The sequence below is a fragment of the Paenibacillus sp. FSL P4-0113 genome, assembly GCF_038009305.1.
Lineage (GTDB): Bacteria > Bacillota > Bacilli > Paenibacillales > Paenibacillaceae > Paenibacillus > Paenibacillus polymyxa_D.
Genome location: NZ_JBBPAZ010000001.1, coordinates 1,270,942 through 1,289,219, shown reverse-complemented (window position 1 = coordinate 1,289,219; position 18,278 = coordinate 1,270,942). Strand labels below are relative to the sequence as shown.

Below are 18,278 nucleotides of genomic sequence, written 5' to 3'. Positions count from 1 at the left end.
GGGGGGGTTACCCCTGTTTCTCCAGGCGATCTAGGTGGATCGCCATCTTCTTCATGTTCTGCACGGCTGCCGTCATAAGGGCTTGTTCCCTGACGTTTGGAAGACCGCGCAAACGGCAATAGCGAAACCCATGGAGCTCTTTGGCATCCGCGAAGCTTCGCTCAATCGTCTCTTTTCGTTTGCGGTACAGCTTTTTACCAGATGGGCTCAGCCGGTTGCTCCGTACCCACTCTTTGCTGTCTTCCCAGACATGCCGAGTCACCACTTTGCGGTGGTTTCGAGACTGGGTACACTGACTTAGCAGTGGGCAATGCTGGCACTGAGCTGGGTCAGAGGCATACTGCCGGTATCCCTTACGGTCCGTCGTTCGGTAGGGCAGTTCCTGTTGGGCTGGGCATCTATACGCATTGCGTTTGGCATCGTATTCAAACTTCCATTTCGGAAACAGTCCTTGTCTGGGATGGAATCTTCGGTGAGCAATCACGGCAAAAATCTTTCGGTTCTGCAAACCTCGGCAAATCGGCGTTGTTAAATAACCTGAATCTAGTGCAACAGCTTCTACTTGAAAACCAAAACGTTCTCTTTGGCGATCCAAACGGGACAAATAGGGGACAGAATCATGTACATTCCCTGGTGTCACATGCACGTCCGTAATCAGATTGTACTTCATATCCACCGTGCGGTGGTCCAGATAGAAGAAGCCTTCGGGCTTGCCATCACGGATCATATAGCCGCTGTCCGGGTCTGTTTTGCTCACTTTAATTTCTTTTTCTTCGTTCACTTCCTCTCGGGATTTTAAGGCTTTTTTCCGTGGTTTCTCCGGTCATCCTTCACCGCTTCGTTCAGCTCGTCCATATAGTCTTTAGTATTCTGCAACACTTGTTCTTTGGTGTACTGGTGCCTGTTAGCATTGGCTTTGACGTGTGTGGAATCGGTGACGAGAACACGCCCACCCACCATTCGATGAGAGATCGCCTGCAGCACAATTTCATCGAAGATATCTTGAAAGATCGTGGTGTCTTTAAAGCGAGTGCGACGATTCCAGCTAATCGTCGTATGGTCCGGAACTTTATCCGTTAAGCCCAACCCCAGAAACCAACGATAAGCTAGGTTCGTCTGAATTTCTCGCTCAAGTTGCCGTTCTGAGCGAATGCCATAGAAATAACCGAGAAAGATCATTTTAAACAATACGGTAGGATCAATGGCAGGACGCCCGTTGTCTGCACAATACAGTGGTCGAACTTTATCATCGATAAACGAAAAATCGATATACTTATCTACTTTGCGGAGCAAGTGATCTTGAGGAACCAGATCTTCGATGGAAACAAATTCGTAGGATTGTTGTTTTTCGCGGTTGGAGCGTAGCATATCAACACCATCCGTTCTACAATAGTTACCTATATTATACAACATTAACGCGGTGTCGTCTTAAACAAAATTAACATAAAATAGGCTGTCGAGACTTTCTCGACAGCCTGAGAGCGTTCAGGTGAACGCTCTCTTTGTCCTACAATTGCTCGCGGTGAATCACCCTGAATTCTTTGGGCGACATACCGAAGCGGGAACGAAATACACGGTGAAAATACGTGTAATTTGCAAATCCTGACGATTCGGCGGCTTGTTCCAGTGACATGGGACTGAAAATGATTCGTTCTCTCGCCATGTTAAGCCTGATGTCCAGCGTGTACTGCATAATGCTCGTATCGAATGTTTCCTTAAACAGATGTACTGCTCGGGATACGCTGATACCGACGTGTGAAGACACGTCATCCAGCTTGAAGTTAGAGGATGCATTTTCTTCAATATAATTTTTAATCTGATACGCAAGATAGTTATGATGGGTAGCGATAGGATGATCGGATAGCATACGGTCAAACTCCAAACATAAAATGCGCATGTAATAACCTGATATTTCCGGGTAAGGATTAGAAATACGTCGCTGCTCCATCACAAGCTGACGAAATAGACCAAGCAGGGCTTCTGTGAGCTGAACCTTAATTCTGTTGGGTCGTTTATGATGGTTCCACCACTCATCTACCCAGGAACCACCGAAAAAAATGTGATAATCTCCGCTTTCCACGACCAGCTCTCCCATGGGATTCAACTCACTATGAATATCCAGTTCATAAGGCTCGGTAGGATTGAATAACAGTAGGTCACCTGCCTCAATCCGTGTCATTTCCCCGTTAATGCGGGCTTGGCAACGTCCATCTGTTTGCAAACGGAATAAATAATTTTTGATCCCCTCAGGCTGGTTCGAATAAAAGGGCTTTCGATGGAAGGAATAGCCTGCGGTAAGAACCTGACAAGGCTCGACGATAGACATGATGATGACTCCTTTGGGCATATGGCTGTTTCAAATATTGACCAGATTGTTCATGTTTTAATCATATTATTCATTTTAAACGAAACAGAAATAGAATACTATGTGAACTGTAAAGCTTACATGTTAGATGAGAAAGTACATGTTGGAGGCCAAGGAGTGTGACGACGTGGAACGAATGAAGGCCGGGATTATCGGATGCGGTACTATTAGCTCGGTATATCTTGAAAATCTCCAAAAGAGCCCACTCATTGAAGTGGTGGCCATCGCTGATTTACTGGATGAGAGGGCAAAGGAGAGGGCCGATAAATTCAACATTGAAAACGCATACAAATCGGATGAATTACTGCGCCAGCCTGAAATTGAGCTTGTATTTAATCTGACCGTGCCTGGCAGCCACGTATGGTCAGATATAGCGATACTAGAGGCAGGCAAGCATGTGTACAGTGAAAAGCCTTTGGCGCATTGAAATTCACGGACCATCGTGCCAATGCTGAGCTGGCCTACCATGTGTTAGAAGCCATGCATGCTTTTCAGCACTCATCATTGGAAGGCAATACATTACGCTGGTAAGTACGTTCAAGCCGGACGAGGATGTGTATTATGGAACAGATATAATGGTTCCTAACTTAAAGAGGTGAAGGGTAATGGCTAAAGTAGGATTGCAATTGTACACCGTAAGGGAAGAGCTTGAACAGGATTTTGAAGGTACATTGCGCAAGGTAGCTGAGCTTGGCTATAAAGGAGTAGAATTTCATACCTTTTTCGGACGCAATGCCAAGGATGTCAGAGCGCTCTTGGATGAACTGAATCTGGAAGTTGTCGGAACTCATGTACAATATTCTCGCTTGCTGGATCATTTGGATGAGGAGATTTCATACCACAAAGAATTGGGCAATAAGTACCTAATCGTTCCTTATTTAACCGAAGAACAGCGGGAGTGGGATGAACTTTTTGCTAATTTAAATCGTATTGGTGAAAAAGTGAAGGAACAGGGTTTGATACTGGCTTATCATAATCATGATTTTGAATTAACAGAAAAGATCAATGATCGCCCAGTATTCGATGCTTTATATGATGCAGTTTCCGATGATTTGTTACAGGTCGAAATGGATACTTGTTGGGTATACTACGGGGGCTATGATCCAGTGGAATACATCGGACGTTATAATGGACGCCTGCCTATCATTCACTTAAAGGATATGGCACGTGACGAGCAGCAAAAAGCAGTGACTGTAGAGCTTGGCAAAGGCGAAGTGCAGCTTCAGGCCATTACAGACGCCGCTATTCAGGCAGGTGTGGATTGGGTCGTCGTGGAACAGGATTTCTGCTCAAACCCTCCAATCGAAAGCATTGAAACCAGCATTAAATGGCTCCAACAATACGCAGCTCAGGGAGGAAATATTCATGTCTAAAACACTTAAAATCGGGATTATTGGTTGTGGAGGCATTGCCAACGGCAAACACTTGCCGAGTCTTGCCAAGCAGAAGCGTGCGGAGATCGTTGCATTTTGTGACATCATTCAGGAGCGCGCTGAAGAGGCAGCAGAAAAGTTTGGTGTTGATGGCTCGCAAGTTTATAGCGATTACCGTAAGCTGTTAGAAAATAAGGACATTGAAGTCGTACATGTATGTACACCTAACGACTCGCACTCGGAAATTACCGTAGCGGCGCTTGAGGCAGGTAAGCATGTGCTGTGTGAAAAGCCGATGGCTAAAACTGCTGAGCAAGCACGGGAGATGCTTGATGCGGCCAACCGCACAGGTAAGAAGCTGTCCATAGCGTATCAAAACCGTTATCGTGATGACAGTTTGTACCTGAAGCAATTAGTCGAGCAAGGAGAGCTTGGAGAAATTTATCTGGGCAAAGCCATTGCTCTACGCCGTCGCGCGGTTCCGACTTGGGGAGTATTCTTGGATGAAGAGAAGCAGGGCGGTGGTCCTCTTATTGATATTGGCACGCATGCACTAGACCTGACACTCTGGCTGATGGATAATTACAAGCCTAAAAGCGTACTAGGTTCAACTTTCCATAAGCTAGGGGATCGTAAAGATGCGGCAAATGCCTTTGGGCCTTGGAACCCTGAGGAATTTAAGGTAGAGGACTCAGCTTTTGGTTTTATTACGATGCAAAATGGAGCTACGATTGTACTGGAATCCAGCTGGGCATTGAACGTTGTAGAGTTTGGCGAAGCGAAGACACTGTTATGCGGTACCGAAGGCGGAGCCGATATGCAGGATGGATTGCGCATTAACGGAGAAAAGAACAGCCGTTTGTTTGATACGAAAATAGATCTGGATGCAGGTGGTGTTGCCTTTTACTCTGGAGAGACGGAAAATGAAGCAGACCGCGAAGCCCGCCTGTGGATCGAATCTATTCTGGACGACAAAGAACCTCTTGTGAAGCCGGAACAGGCACTGGTTGTTACTGAAATTTTGGAAGCTATCTATGAATCGGCACGTACGGGAAAAGCTGTCTATTTTGACTAAGCCGTAATTATCCCGAATAGACCATCGTTATAATGAAAGCAGCTTTTTTCACATATGATACAGGGGGGATTTCTTTTGAAACTTGGAGTATTTATGGTGTTGTTCGGTGGCCGTTCGCTGGAGGAAGCGTTGGATTATGTGGCTTCTCAAGGATTGGATGCTGTAGAAATCGGTACAGGCGGCAACCCGGGGGATAAGCATTGTAAGCCGGATGAATTGCTGGAGAATGATGCAGCGCTCAAAAATTTTAAAAAGGCAGTAGAGTCCCGCGGACTAACGATTAGCGCACTTAGCTGTCACGGCAATCCTCTTCATCCGCAAAAGCATTTGGCCCAGGCTGATCATGATACGTTTCTTAAAACCGTTCGATTGGCAGAAAAGCTGGAAGTTCCAGTTGTGAACACTTTCTCCGGCTGTCCGGGAGATCATGAGGATGCGAAATATCCAAACTGGCCTGTGGCTCCGTGGCCTAATGATTTTCAAGAAGTGTTGAAGTGGCAATGGGAGAATAAAATTATTCCTTACTGGACCGAGACGGGGAAATTTGCAGCAGATCATCATGTTAAAATTGGATTGGAGCTACACGGAGGCTTCTCCGTTCATACACCAGCGACCTTGCTTCGTTTACGTGAAGCTGCGGGAGAGGTTATTGGTGCTAATCTCGATCCGAGCCATATGTGGTGGCAGGGAATTGACCCTGTGCAGGCAGTTCAAATTTTGGGCCGAGAGGGAGCTATTCACCACTTTCATGCCAAGGATACGACGATTGATCCGATTAATGTAAATAAATATGGACTTACCGATATGCAGGAATATACGAAAATGCTAGATCGCGCTTGGCAGTTCCGTACTGTGGGTTATGGACATGATGTAAAAACCTGGGCAGATATTATCAGTGCTCTGCGCCTGGTGGGATACGATCATGTAGTGAGTATTGAGCATGAAGATGGTCTGATGTCCGTGGAAGAGGGCTTTACTAAGGCTGTCCACAATCTTCGCCAGGTACTGATTGAAGAACCGCTGAGCGAGATGTGGTGGGTCTAACCTAATAGGGGGAAATGTTGATGATTAACGTCACCATTTGGAATGAATTTTTGAACGAAAAGTTGAATGATGAAGCCAAACAGATATACCCTGACGGGATACACAAAGCGTTGGCTGACGGCCTGGCAGGAGAGGGATTTGCCATTCGAACAGCTACACTGCGTGATGATGCAGAGCATGGTTTGGGAGAAGAAGTCTTGAATTCCACAGATGTGCTGCTGTGGTGGGGGCATAAAGCCCATGATCAGGTGAGCGATGAAGTTACGGCGCGTGTTGTCAAGCGAGTGCAGGAAGGAATGGGCTTAATCGTGCTGCACTCAGGCCATTTTTCCAAGCCATTCAAAGCCCTGATGGGCACTAGCTGCGATCTGAAATGGAGGGTGGCAGGTGAACAGGAGATTATTTGGTCGGTGAATCCGTCACATCCCATTGCAGAAGGCATTGACGCCAAAATATTGTTGAAGCAGGAAGAGATGTATGGCGAGTTCTTTGATATTCCTACGCCGGATGAACTGGTATTTGTTAGTAACTTTGAAGGCGGCGAAGTATTTAGAACCGGATGTACCTTCCGCCGAGGTAGCGGTAAGATATTCTATTTCCGCCCAGGCCATGAGACCTATCCGACTTATTACCAGCCTGACATTTTGAAAGTTATTGCAAACAGCATTCGTTGGACTTCTCCGACAAGTATTAACAAACCAATATATGGTAGAAGTGAACCAGTAAGACCTCTCGGTGGAGTGTTGGTATAATGACAATCATCACATATTGATGAGCTGTATAATGAACAGATTGATAGGCGGAACCTCTTGGGATTCCGCCTTTTTGTATTTAACGATTTAGACATATACCTGCTGTGTTGGTTTGTTGTATAATCAGTTTTGGTCATGGCAACTTTATCGGCGCAGGTATTTAATTTAAGAAGAAAGTGTTTTCTTTCGGGATAAAGTATGCTAAAATGATATATACTAACAAAAGGAAAGCTTTATCAAACCGAAATGCAAAAGAAGGTGAAAAATTTGGAAAGTCAACCGCAATATACAAAAATGTGTCCGCGTTTTGAAACCGCCTTTTCATGTTTGGGCAAGCGTTGGAATGGATTAATTATTCAATCCATGATGAGCGGTCCTAAGCGGTTTAAGGATATTTCCAATCTGATTCCCACAATGAGTGACAAAATGTTATCAGAGCGGATGAAAGATTTGGAAAATGAAGGAATTCTTACACGTCATGTATATCCAGAAACTCCTGTCCGCATTGAATACGAGCTAACAACCAAAGGCCGTGCACTTCAGCCGGTTATGGAACAGATTCAATTTTGGGCTGAGGAATGGATTAGATGAGCACCAAACTAAATAAGTGTTTTTCATAGCAAAACAGCCTTTTCCTAGAAAAAAGGCTGTTTTTTATATGCGTTTAGGACTACTTATCCATTTTGCAGAAATGATGTGCTTAGGCAGCACGACTTAATAGCCTTTGACGCGCCCTGCAACTGAGAATAATGCTGCTGTTGCACGGCGAGGCACACGGGTTTGAATATCCAGCGCGGCCGAACGGAATGTACCCAGACAGGAATGACAAAGTCTCCCTGCATAAATAGGGGAACGGCAGGACTCACAAGGATAATCAAGCTGACTGTATGTGGAGGGAAATTTGCCTGCTCTTACCCAATCTGTGAGCAATTCTATAGGTGTACCAGTTACGTCACTGAGCTGGCGAGTATGAGTAGAAGGATGCTTCCATAGATAGTTAGAACAACGATCCAAGAATATATTTTCTTCCTGAATACAAGTACTACAGAGGTTTCTAAGGTTTTGACGAAAAACGGAACCGCATTTTGGGCAATTAGAAGTATGTATCTCCATAGAAACCAGTCCTTTGTATCGAAATAAAGTGAAATTTTAAAATTTATTAGTTACATATTACTATGACATTATACCTATATCAATCTTTATTTATAGAATCTTTGACCTTTAAGTGTATGTTAAAATCTGTGTTGACATGACTCTATTACTTATGTATCATCACTTACATAAAGTTACTTGATGAATAAAATAAATTGTTTATGATAAGGGGATCTTTATATGATGCCATCTTTATTTTTGGCCCATGGCTCACCGATGCTTGCTATTGAACAGACGGACTATACTTCATTTTTAGAGCAACTGGGGAAAAGTATTCGTCCTAAAGCAATAGTTATCTTTACTGCTCATTGGGAAACACAAACGTTGACAATCAGTTCGATGGATGACGTGTACGATACCATTTATGATTTTGGCGGTTTTCCACCGGAACTGTACACAGTGAAATATCCAGCACATGGTTCTGTGGAACTGGCCAATAAGCTGAAAAAATTATATGAACAAAAGGGCATTGACGTAGAAACTGATCGGGTGAGGGGATTGGATCATGGATCTTGGACATTGTTGTATCGTATGTATCCTGAGGCAGACATTCCGGTAGTTCAGATCTCTGTAAATCCATATCTCTCGCCCAAAGCACAATATGCTATTGGTGAAGTGCTGCGAGGACTGGGAGAACAGGATATTCTGGTCATTGGTAGTGGAGTGACTGTTCATAATCTGCGTATCGTCAAATGGGGGGAAACGAAAACAGAACCTTGGGCTATAGATTTTGATGATTGGATTATTGAAAAAGTACAAAGTAGAGATATAGAGGCTTTGGATCACTATGAAAGCGAAGCACCGTATGCTCGCCAGGCCGTACCCAGAGCAGAACACTTTGTACCGTTGTTTATTGCAATGGGGGGTGGCAATCCTGCAAACAAAGCCAAGGTTATCCATAGAAGCTATGAGATGGGGAATTTAAGTTATCTATGCTTACAGTTTTAAAGAGTGTTGCCAGAAGAAGGACTGTCATTAAAATGCTTCGCTACTGCTCCTGTATAAGTAGGGGAGTGGAAATAAATTAGGGAGTGTTATAAGCTATAGTGGCTTATAACACTCCCTTTTACATAAAAAAACGATTTATTATATCCGGCAAATCTCACGAGGGCATAGTTCACAATGACATACACCTTGCAGCATTTCCAAATCTTTGACAACAATCATACCATTATCATATTCAACTGCATTTTTCTTACGTAGATCACTAAGCATCCGGTTTACGCTTTCCCGGGTCGCACCGATCATATTTGATAAGTCAGTATGAGTAATTTTTTTATGAATCAGGATATGTTCGCCGTGAGGCTCACCATAGGTATTGCATAGACGAATGAGCGTTGAACATAAAGCGCCTGGCTTGCCGTACATCATCAAATCGCGGAACTTAGTCTGAGTAATGCGGTGATGTGAACCCATCCATTTCATAAAGTCAATCGCAAAATCACAATGCTGGCAAATAAGCAGTTCCAAATCTGTATGATCGATTACGCCAATATCACTGTCTTCCAGAACCTCAGCAGAAAAGGAATGCTTAGTACCGAAAAATGGATCGGCTTGACCAACAAGATCGCCGCTTTGATACATATATAGAATAAGTTCCTTGCCCTCATCCGTTGTTTTGGTTACTTTCACGCGTCCGCGCTTAATATAAAACAGCTTATCCGCTGTATCTCCTTCCCAGAACAGATGCGAGCTTTCTGGCATAACTCGATCTTTCATCATTACTTGCAATCGGTTGAAGCTGGCCTCCGAGAAGCAACAGGTGTTGCCGCGGGCTTCCATTACATTTGTAGGGTTTCTCATCGTCCATTTCCCCTTTGTATCCTATGTTTTTTATCTGCAACTTGATCAATTCAAATTCATTATATACTTGTGCAATGAGTTTTTGGGGCAAGAAGAGGGGGTAAAAGTGGCAGAATTCCAAACTTTGTGATTTAATTCACTTCATAAAATAAAATTTTAAATAGATTGTGAAAAAAATCACAATATATCTTGAAAAGCTGTGTTACGATCAGTGCGTGAACAAGAGATAGTACACGAGATAACAGGAGGATGAGGGAAATGGCTGTTAAAAACGAGGTTATTCAAAAAGAGCAAAGCGCAGAGCAGTATATTCAAACGCTGATTGACCGGGGGAACCGGGCACAGCAAGCTTTCATGAGTATGAATCAGGAACAGATTGACGAAATCGTACAAGCTATGGCACTCGCAGGGATGGATAAACACATGTACCTGGCGAAGTTGGCTGTTGAAGAAACAGGACGCGGTGTGTACGAGGACAAAATCACCAAAAACATGTTTGCAACAGAATATATCTATCATAGTATCAAAAATGAAAAAACCGTCGGTGTCATTGAAGACAATGATTTTGACAGTTTTCAAAAGATAGCAGAGCCAGTCGGTATTATCATGGGGATCACTCCAGTGACAAACCCGACTTCGACTACGATGTTCAAAGCGCTGATTGCCATTAAAACACGTAACCCAATCATTTTCGGTTTCCATCCATCTGCTCAATCGTGTAGTGCGGAAGCAGCCCGCGTCTTGCTCGAAGCAGCTGTTAAACATGGTGCTCCGGCCGATTGTATTCAATGGATTGAAGCACCTTCGATGGATAAGACCAATGTATTGATGAACCACCCTGATGTGGCGCTAATTTTGGCAACTGGTGGATCAGGCATGGTTAAGGCAGCTTATAGCTGCGGTAAACCAGCACTTGGTGTAGGTCCTGGTAACGTGCCTTGCTTTATTGAAAAAACAGCAGATATCAAACAGGCCGTGAACGATCTTATCCTCTCGAAATCTTTTGATAACGGTATGATTTGTGCTTCGGAGCAAGCGGTTATTATCGAAGAGCCAATCTTCGAACAAGTGAAAAAATTGATGATCGCTAACGGTTGCTATTTTGTAAATAAAGAAGAAGCAGCTAAGCTCACTCAAGGAGCTATGAATGTCGAGAAATGTGCAGTGAACCCAGCTATTGTCGGGCAGTCTGCTGTGAAAATTGCTGAAATGAGTGGTATTACAGTACCAACAGGAACTAAAATTTTGGTCGCTGAGATTGAAGGGGTAGGAACAAAATTCCCATTGTCTGCGGAAAAATTGAGTCCTGTATTGGCTTGCTATAAAGTAAAAAATGCGGAACAAGGTATTCAACGCGCTGCTGAAGTCGTGGAATTCGGGGGCATGGGTCACTCGTCCGCTATTCATTCGAACGATGAGGATGTTATCGCTCGGTTTGCAAACCGTTTGCAAACAGGACGTATCATTGTAAATGCACCTTCCACACATGGTGCGATTGGCGACATTTACAACACCAATCTTCCTTCGTTGACACTTGGTTGCGGTTCGTACGGTCGTAACTCGACTTCGTCGAACGTATCGGCAGTCAATCTGATTAATGTGAAAAGGGTGGCGAAACGGACGGTGAATATGCAATGGTTCAAAGTACCTTCCAAAATCTATTTTGAAAAAAATTCGACACAGTATCTTGCTAAAATGCCTGATATCACACGTGTAGCTATTATCACAGACCCTATGATGGTACAACTGGGATATGTAGATCGTGTTATTCATTATCTGCATCAGCGCCAAACACCAGTAGCTATCGAAGTGTTCTCTGAAGTAGAGCCAGATCCATCGACAGTTACGGTAGAACGTGGTACTGAAATGATGAGACGTTTCCAACCGGATTGCATCATCGCACTGGGCGGCGGTTCGCCAATGGATGCCGCTAAAGGCATGTGGATGTTCTATGAATATCCAGATACTGATTTCAATAACTTAAAACAAAAATTCATGGATATCCGTAAACGGATTTACAAGTACCCACGTCTGGGCCAAAAAGCACAATTTGTAGCTATCCCTACAACATCGGGTACAGGTTCCGAAGTTACATCGTTCGCAGTAATTACGGACAAAAACCTGGGCGACACGAAGTACCCACTGGCTGACTATGAGTTGACTCCTGATGTGGCAATTATTGACCCAGTGTTTGTATATTCGCTGCCTAAAACAGCTGTAGCGGACACAGGTATGGACGTTCTGACACATGCTATCGAGGCTTACGTGTCCGTAATGGCTAATGACTACACAGATGGTCTGGCAATTAAAGCCATTCAATTGGTATTCCAATACCTAGAACAATCGGCTCTGACCGGTGATAAGCTGGCTCGTGAAAAAATGCATAATGCTTCCACACTTGCTGGTATGGCGTTTGCTAATGCATTCTTGGGCATTAACCACAGTCTTGCACATAAATGGGGTGGACAATACCATACAGCGCATGGCCGCACGAATGCCATTTTGATGCCGCACGTTATTCGTTATAATGCGAAAAAACCGACAAAATTTGCTTCGTTCCCTAAATATTCGCACTTTGTTGCGGATGAGCGTTATGCAGAAATCGCGCGCATACTGGGACTGCCTGCACGCACCACCGAAGAAGGGGTTAACAGCTTGATCGAAGCGATCCGTAAAATGAACAAAACACTCGGTATCGAGGAATCGTTCCAACAAATCGGTTTCGATGCGAAAGATTTCGAATCACGTGTAGATTATCTGGCTGACCGCGCATTTGAAGATCAATGTACAACTGCGAATCCTAAGTTGCCACTGGTTACTGAGTTGGCTGATGTCTATCGCAATGCCTTCTACGGACGTTTTGACCAATAATATAATAGGTAAGAAGAGGCTTGTGAAAAAGCATTTTCTCGTTCAATACCGATGCAGGCTCTCTATATAGAGGGCCTGTTGGTTTGGGAAGGGAGGTGAACGGCAAGGCTAAGGATATAGGCGCGAAGCTAGGGAAAATAAAGTGACAAAAATCACTCATATTGTGATTTTTGTCACATACTACACTCTATCATTATTCTACAATAAGGGTGTAAGAGAGGTCCCGACACTGAGCGTAAGGCATCGGTGAACAGGCCGGGCTCAAGAAATAGCTTTATCGTGAAAAAAATCACAAGTCCGGAAGACCAAACAATTTGGAGGGATTTACATGTCGGTGATTGAGAGAGAATTACAAGAGCAACAATCTGGCTGGAGAGGTTTTAAAAAAGGCAAATGGACTAAAGAAGTCAACGTCAACGATTTTATTGAAACCAATATCTTACCTTATGTTGGCAATGAAGAATTTTTGGTTGGTCCTACGGCCAACACAACTGCATTGTGGGATATTGTATCCGATCTTACCAAAAAAGAGTTGGCAAACGGCGGCGTGCTTGATGTAGACGTGAATACGCCATCCACTATTATTTCACATAAACCGGGTTATCTAGACCGGGATAAAGAGCAAATTGTCGGTGTACAAACAGATGCTCCATTCAAACGTTCTTTACAGCCGTTTGGCGGAATTCGAATGATGATCGACGCTTGCAAAGCCTATGGTTTTGAAGTGCCAGAAAGTATCATTGATATCTTCACTCATATTCGTAAAACTCACAACCAAGGTGTATTTGACGCTTATACAGATGAAATGAGAGCGGCTCGTAAAGCTGGTATCATTACTGGTCTGCCAGATGCATACGGCCGTGGTCGTATTATCGGTGACTATCGTCGTGTAGCTTTATACGGTGCAGACTTCTTGATCCAAGATAAAAAGCTGCAACTGAAAAGCCTTGAAGTTGATTCCATGGAAGAAGACGTAATTCGTCTGCGTGAGGAAATTTCCGAGCAAATTCGTGCTTTGAATGAACTGAAACAAATGGCTGCTGAGCACGGTTTTGATATTTCAAAACCTGCTAACAATGCGAAAGAAGCTTTCCAATGGGTATATTTTGGATATCTTGCAGCAATCAAAGAACAAAATGGTGCAGCAATGTCCTTAGGACGTGTATCTTCCTTCCTTGATATTTACTCTCAACGTGATATGGAAGAGGGTACAATGACAGAAGAACAAGCTCAAGAACTGGTCGATCATTTTGTTATGAAATTGCGTATTGTTAAGTTCTTGCGCACACCTGACTATAATGAACTGTTCAGTGGAGATCCAACTTGGGTTACTGAGTCCATTGGTGGTATGTCCGTAACTGGAGAAACTCGGGTAACTAAAAACAGCTTCCGTTTCCTGCACACCCTCTACAATCTGGGACCTGCACCGGAACCGAACCTGACTGTACTGTGGTCGGAAAAATTGCCTGAAGGCTTCAAAAAATATTGTGCGAAAGTTTCTATTGAAACTAGCTCCATTCAGTACGAGAATGACGATCTGATGCGTCCGATTTATGGAGACGACTATGGTATTGCTTGTTGTGTATCGGCAATGAAAATCGGTAAACAAATGCAATTCTTTGGTGCTCGTGCTAACTTGGCTAAAGCTCTGCTGTATGCAATTAACGGTGGTAAAGATGAAAAATCTGGCGTCCAAGTAGGGCCTGAATTCCCAGCCATTACAGGTGAAGTTCTGGATTATGAAGAAGTGTTGAGTCGCTTCAAACCTATGATGGAATGGTTGGCCAAACTGTATATGAACACTTTGAATGTTATTCACTACATGCATGATAAATATAGCTACGAACGCATTGAAATGGCGTTGCATGATCGTGATATTCTCCGCACCATGGCTTGTGGTATTGCGGGTCTGTCAGTTGCTACCGACTCCTTGAGTGCCATTAAATTTGCAAAAGTTAAACCAATCCGTAACGAAAAAGGGATTGCTGTTGACTTTGAAATTGAAGGCGAATACCCTTGCTACGGTAACAACGATGACCGTGTAGATAACATCGCTGTGGAACTGGTAGAGAGCTTCATGAGCATGATTCGCAAGCATAAAGCTTATCGTAATGCGCTTCCTACTCAATCTGTACTGACTATTACTTCTAACGTGGTGTATGGTAAGAAAACAGGTACAACACCGGATGGACGTAAAGCAGGCGAACCGTTTGCACCAGGGGCAAACCCAATGCACGGCCGTGATAAAAAAGGTGCTTTGGCATCTCTGAGTTCCGTAGCCAAATTGCCTTATGAACACAGTCTGGATGGTATCTCGAACACCTTCTCTATCGTGCCTAAAGCACTGGGTAAAGAAGAAGAAACACGCAAAACAAACCTTGTTTCGATGATGGATGGCTATTTTGGAAGCCACGCACATCATCTGAATGTCAATGTGTTTGCTCGCGAACAACTGTTGGATGCAATGGAACACCCAGAAAACTATCCACAGCTGACGATCCGTGTTTCCGGTTATGCCGTTAACTTTATCAAGCTGACTCGTGAACAACAATTGGATGTTATTAACCGTACTTTCCACGGTACAATGTAAATAAGTATTACAATGACGCACGCATAGCGGATGCGGGAAGGATGATGCAACATGTTGAAAGGACACATACACTCATTGGAAACCTTCGGGACCGTCGATGGTCCCGGCATCCGCTTCGTGCTCTTTATGCAAGGATGCTTGTTGAAATGTCAGTATTGCCATAATCCGGACACTTGGGCCTTGAATGAAGGCAATCCAATGACCCTAGAGGAAGTATTGGCTGAAATTGAACCGTATTTAGCCTATTACCGTTCTTCGGGAGGCGGATTGACCGTATCCGGTGGAGAACCGACATTGCAAGCTCATTTTGTAGCAGAGCTGTTCAAAGAAGTGAAACGTCGCTGGAATTTGCACACGACACTGGACAGTAATGGCTTTAATGATGCGGGCCGTATCCATGATCTGCTGGACGTAACAGACTTGGTGTTACTTGATATTAAGCATATTGACAACGACAAGCATATTAAGCTTACAGGCAAGTCCAACGACCGTATGCTAAGCACAGCTCGCTGGTTGTCTGAGCAAGGGCGTAAAATGTGGATTAGACACGTATTTGTACCGGGTATTCATGATGACGAGCAAGATTTATTGAATTTGGGACGGTTTATCGGAACGTTGAACGGAGTCGAGAAATTCGAAATTTTACCTTACCATCAAATGGGTGTTTATAAGTGGGAAATGCTCGGTAAGGAGTATCCGTTGGAGGGAGTTCCATCTCCTACAGACGAAGAAGTTCAACGTGCTTACCGACTCATTGAAGAGGGTCGTCTGGAGACTGCAGGAAAGAATGCTGTCTGTCGTCCATCATAATGTAAATGGTGCAAAAGCTATTTCTTAGTAATGAAGCCGCCGCCACATCAGGTCAGATGGGTGGCGGTTTTTTGTTGTTGAATTTTTTGCAGTCACAGGAGAAAGTTCCCTTTTTTTCATGATAAGCAAAATTTCCAGAAACTTTTTAACAACTGACGCGTCTAATAGTATGACTTTTTACGGGAATGATAATAATTTGGTGATAGAAGGAGACAGACAATGAATTTCAAGAAATGGACCATGCTCACCGCTTTGGCGGTAGCTCAGGTGGCCGCAGTAGCCCCTGTAGGAGCAGAAGCAGCATCAACAACCGTTCAATCCACCGATTCGGTTAGCGCACAGCAGGCTCAGACCAATGTTGCTGATTCCAGCGTTCAGAATAGTATCGGAGCTCAAGAGGGAACAGGCACACAAAACAACACGGTAACACCAGATAACACAGGCGTAACCAATGATCCATTGACTGGCCTGCCTACGGATACAACCAACGGATCGAACGTATCCAATGATGTATACGGTGGAGACGGAACGATCACCAATCCTGGTGGAGCTCCAACAAACATGGGGGCTAATCAACTGATTTTGTATTTAAACAGTGCGAAAATGGAACAAAACGGACAGGTATATACGGCAACTCAGCCGATGACTGTTAAGGACGGAGTTTCCTATGTAGCTATCCGTTCTCTTGTCAGCCGTGTCGGATTGCAGTTTAGTTATGACACTGCCACCAAAGAAACCGTAATCACACAAGGAACAAATGTCCTGCGCTTCAAAACAGACAGCAAGGTTTATACGGTTAACGGTGAAGCCAGACAAATGAAGGGACCGGCTTTTCAGCAAAAGAACGTATTTATGGTGCCGTTGACCTCGATTACACAGGCCTTAAATATTCCTTATACTGTGAATAATACGACTAAACAAGTTATCATGGATTTGAATCAGAAGCCTAAAGCTTCCTTCACGGTTCAGCAAAAAGATATCTATGCGGGCGAAACCCAAGTTACGTATTTGACGAAGGAATCTTCTCCTACAGGTCTACCGATTGTGAACCAACGTTGGGAAGGTAAGCAGGACGTATTTCAGGAGCCGGGTACATATGTAGTTACCTATTCTGTTCTTGACTCAGCTGGAAACTGGAGTGATCCTTACTCAGTTACAATTACAGTAAGACCGCCGAACCAACCGCCAGTCGCTCTGTTTACTACAGATAAAAAAGAGTACAAGATGGGTGAAAAGATCACCATTACGGACCTGAGTACGGATGATGAGAATGCTATTACTAAGCGTGATTGGGAGAACAAGAAACTTGCCTTCTTCCAACCAGGTGATGTAACGATTACGTTAACCGTGACTGATAAGCACGGCGCAACAGGTACCAAAAGTGAAACGATTAAAATTACGAATGAACTGCTGTACAACGAAGATGATTTCAATAAAATCTTCACACCATATGGTGATAAATATACAGTAGACGGCAGTCAGGTGCCTACCATGGCTACCATTCCTTTGACAAGTACATCTTCACCGCGTCTTTTGATCCGTGCTAACAGCCCGGAACGTGTATTTCAGGACGGAATTGTGTATCAGGAAACCGGATCAGGAAGCACGCGCATACTCGTCCATCATGTGAATGAAACGGGTCGAGATGTGAAAATGTACGTGATTGCAACCAACAACAATATTACTCCTGCCAACATGAATGTCGAAAATTCCGGTTTTGCCGGACCATCTGAATTTGCAACGGCTGCGGGTAAAGTCTCGATTCAACGATATTTTCAATCCATGCAGGATGGAAGCAAGCGTTCTAGCACAGTTCTAAATCCTGGCGAAAGCCGCGTTATTTTACAGGATCTGAACGCACAAAAAATCAAGCAAAAACAAGTCATTTCTCTGTTATCCGATTTATATACGGATCAACCTATTCAATACACGGTTATTGTGTTAGATGCAAATACAGATCCGTTGACCGTGTTGCCTACTTTGGCAAAACTGCCTAAGGACGGTATTCATAACCGTGGAACGTACGCTAATTCGGATATCTCACTCAATTATACCGAAGAGGTTGGTAAAACAGCTCAACGTATCGTTCTTGGCGATAATAAGGTAGACCCGAACCTGATTGGTACGGATGGTCTGGACGGCTCTTCTGCTTCCAATGCCGGTAATTTTGGTGTTGTATATAAAGTTAAATTGGATCATGTAGCGCCGTATTCACTGATTACGTTCAACCCGCGTGGAGGCGAATATTCCGGCTATGCGATGGTAAACAATCAGGTTGTGGGTATCCCGACAAACGGCTCGGTATGGGCTCCAAATGAGATGAGTGTGCTGTATCGCACAGGGCATATTGAGGAAAGTGTAGAGATGTATTTCACTGCTGCTGCAGGAAGTAACTTGCCGGTTTCCGTAGTAGTTATGCCTTTACCAGCTATTAAAAATTAAT

Annotated in this window: 14 protein-coding genes and 1 pseudogene; 11 read left to right on the top strand and 4 right to left on the bottom strand. The window is 44.0% G+C overall.

What is annotated here, in order from left to right; all coding sequences use genetic code 11:
- Positions 1–7 precede the first annotated feature (7 nt).
- Together MKX46_RS05205 and MKX46_RS05200 are read right to left on the bottom strand one after the other, a co-directional pair.
- Positions 8–1,368 (bottom strand): IS1182 family transposase gene (locus tag MKX46_RS05205; protein ID WP_241113430.1). Its coding sequence is split into 2 segments (ribosomal slippage): positions 8–801 and positions 801–1,368, totalling 1,362 coding nucleotides; the frame shifts between segments, so codons are not numbered across the junction.
- Positions 1,369–1,507: 139 nt separating this feature from the next.
- A complete protein-coding gene (locus MKX46_RS05200; protein ID WP_340885784.1) occupies positions 1,508–2,326 on the bottom strand; it encodes an AraC family transcriptional regulator in 819 nt (272 codons plus the stop codon).
- Between the two features lie 166 nt (positions 2,327–2,492).
- Between MKX46_RS05200 and MKX46_RS05195 the strand changes: the two are divergent.
- The 6 genes and pseudogenes from MKX46_RS05195 to MKX46_RS05170 all read left to right on the top strand — a co-directional run.
- A pseudogene (locus MKX46_RS05195) lies at positions 2,493–2,786 on the top strand (Gfo/Idh/MocA family protein); the annotation flags it as partial.
- 184 nt (positions 2,787–2,970) lie between these two features.
- On the top strand, positions 2,971–3,738 hold the full coding sequence (locus tag MKX46_RS05190; RefSeq protein ID WP_029517228.1) for a sugar phosphate isomerase/epimerase family protein: 768 nt from the start codon (positions 2,971–2,973) through the stop codon (positions 3,736–3,738).
- A complete protein-coding gene (locus MKX46_RS05185) occupies positions 3,731–4,813 on the top strand; it encodes a Gfo/Idh/MocA family protein (RefSeq protein WP_029517229.1) in 1,083 nt (360 codons plus the stop codon). The genes MKX46_RS05190 and MKX46_RS05185 overlap by 8 nt, the downstream gene beginning before the upstream one ends.
- 75 nt (positions 4,814–4,888) lie before the next feature.
- Positions 4,889–5,857: a sugar phosphate isomerase/epimerase family protein gene (locus tag MKX46_RS05180; RefSeq protein WP_029517230.1), complete on the top strand. Its 969-nt coding sequence runs from the start codon at positions 4,889–4,891 to the stop codon at positions 5,855–5,857.
- 20 nt (positions 5,858–5,877) lie between these two features.
- Positions 5,878–6,609 (top strand): ThuA domain-containing protein, encoded by a 732-nt coding sequence (locus MKX46_RS05175; RefSeq protein WP_341070963.1) that lies wholly within the window; start codon positions 5,878–5,880, stop codon positions 6,607–6,609.
- Between the two features lie 246 nt (positions 6,610–6,855).
- A complete protein-coding gene (locus MKX46_RS05170; RefSeq protein WP_340955834.1) occupies positions 6,856–7,200 on the top strand; it encodes a winged helix-turn-helix transcriptional regulator in 345 nt (114 codons plus the stop codon).
- Between the two features lie 123 nt (positions 7,201–7,323).
- Here MKX46_RS05170 and MKX46_RS05165 read toward each other — a convergent pair whose 3' ends face one another.
- Entirely contained in the window at positions 7,324–7,623 is a 300-nt protein-coding gene (locus tag MKX46_RS05165) for a hypothetical protein (RefSeq protein ID WP_223821919.1), read from the bottom strand.
- A gap of 318 nt (positions 7,624–7,941) precedes the next feature.
- On the opposite strand from MKX46_RS05165, the gene MKX46_RS05160 reads away from it, so the two are divergent.
- Positions 7,942–8,709 (top strand): DODA-type extradiol aromatic ring-opening family dioxygenase, encoded by a 768-nt coding sequence (locus tag MKX46_RS05160; protein WP_340932533.1) that lies wholly within the window; start codon positions 7,942–7,944, stop codon positions 8,707–8,709.
- A 138-nt stretch (positions 8,710–8,847) separates the two neighbouring features.
- Here the strand turns inward: MKX46_RS05160 and MKX46_RS05155 are convergent, their stop codons facing one another.
- Positions 8,848–9,564 carry a Crp/Fnr family transcriptional regulator gene (locus tag MKX46_RS05155; RefSeq protein ID WP_013310849.1) on the bottom strand — a complete coding sequence of 239 codons (717 nt, stop codon included), beginning with the start codon at positions 9,562–9,564 and terminating at the stop codon, positions 8,848–8,850.
- Between the two features lie 258 nt (positions 9,565–9,822).
- Between MKX46_RS05155 and adhE the strand changes: the two genes are divergently transcribed.
- The 4 genes from adhE (at position 9,823) to MKX46_RS05135 (ending at position 18,277) form a co-directional block, all read left to right on the top strand.
- Positions 9,823–12,435 carry a bifunctional acetaldehyde-CoA/alcohol dehydrogenase gene (gene adhE / locus MKX46_RS05150; RefSeq protein WP_069012737.1) on the top strand — a complete coding sequence of 871 codons (2,613 nt, stop codon included), beginning with the start codon at positions 9,823–9,825 and terminating at the stop codon, positions 12,433–12,435.
- Between the two features lie 328 nt (positions 12,436–12,763).
- Entirely contained in the window at positions 12,764–15,025 is a 2,262-nt protein-coding gene (pflB, locus tag MKX46_RS05145) for a formate C-acetyltransferase (protein WP_029517234.1), read from the top strand.
- Positions 15,026–15,076: 51 nt separating this feature from the next.
- Positions 15,077–15,835: a pyruvate formate-lyase-activating protein gene (gene pflA, locus MKX46_RS05140; protein ID WP_029517235.1), complete on the top strand. Its 759-nt coding sequence runs from the start codon at positions 15,077–15,079 to the stop codon at positions 15,833–15,835.
- A gap of 219 nt (positions 15,836–16,054) precedes the next feature.
- On the top strand, positions 16,055–18,277 hold the full coding sequence (locus MKX46_RS05135; protein ID WP_341070962.1) for a copper amine oxidase N-terminal domain-containing protein: 2,223 nt from the start codon (positions 16,055–16,057) through the stop codon (positions 18,275–18,277).
- Position 18,278 lies beyond the last annotated feature (1 nt).

Coding starts and splice junctions, on each gene's coding strand:
- MKX46_RS05200 (WP_340885784.1), bottom strand. CDS start 2,326: ATGTCTATCGTCGAGCCTTGTCAGGTTCTTACCGCAGGCTATTCCTTC.
- MKX46_RS05190 (WP_029517228.1), top strand. CDS start 2,971: ATGGCTAAAGTAGGATTGCAATTGTACACCGTAAGGGAAGAGCTTGAA.
- MKX46_RS05185 (WP_029517229.1), top strand. CDS start 3,731: ATGTCTAAAACACTTAAAATCGGGATTATTGGTTGTGGAGGCATTGCC.
- MKX46_RS05175 (WP_341070963.1), top strand. CDS start 5,878: ATGATTAACGTCACCATTTGGAATGAATTTTTGAACGAAAAGTTGAAT.
- MKX46_RS05170 (WP_340955834.1), top strand. CDS start 6,856: ATGCAAAAGAAGGTGAAAAATTTGGAAAGTCAACCGCAATATACAAAA.
- MKX46_RS05160 (WP_340932533.1), top strand. CDS start 7,942: ATGATGCCATCTTTATTTTTGGCCCATGGCTCACCGATGCTTGCTATT.
- MKX46_RS05155 (WP_013310849.1), bottom strand. CDS start 9,564: ATGAGAAACCCTACAAATGTAATGGAAGCCCGCGGCAACACCTGTTGC.
- adhE (WP_069012737.1), top strand. CDS start 9,823: ATGGCTGTTAAAAACGAGGTTATTCAAAAAGAGCAAAGCGCAGAGCAG.
- pflB (WP_029517234.1), top strand. CDS start 12,764: ATGTCGGTGATTGAGAGAGAATTACAAGAGCAACAATCTGGCTGGAGA.
- pflA (WP_029517235.1), top strand. CDS start 15,077: ATGTTGAAAGGACACATACACTCATTGGAAACCTTCGGGACCGTCGAT.
- MKX46_RS05135 (WP_341070962.1), top strand. CDS start 16,055: ATGAATTTCAAGAAATGGACCATGCTCACCGCTTTGGCGGTAGCTCAG.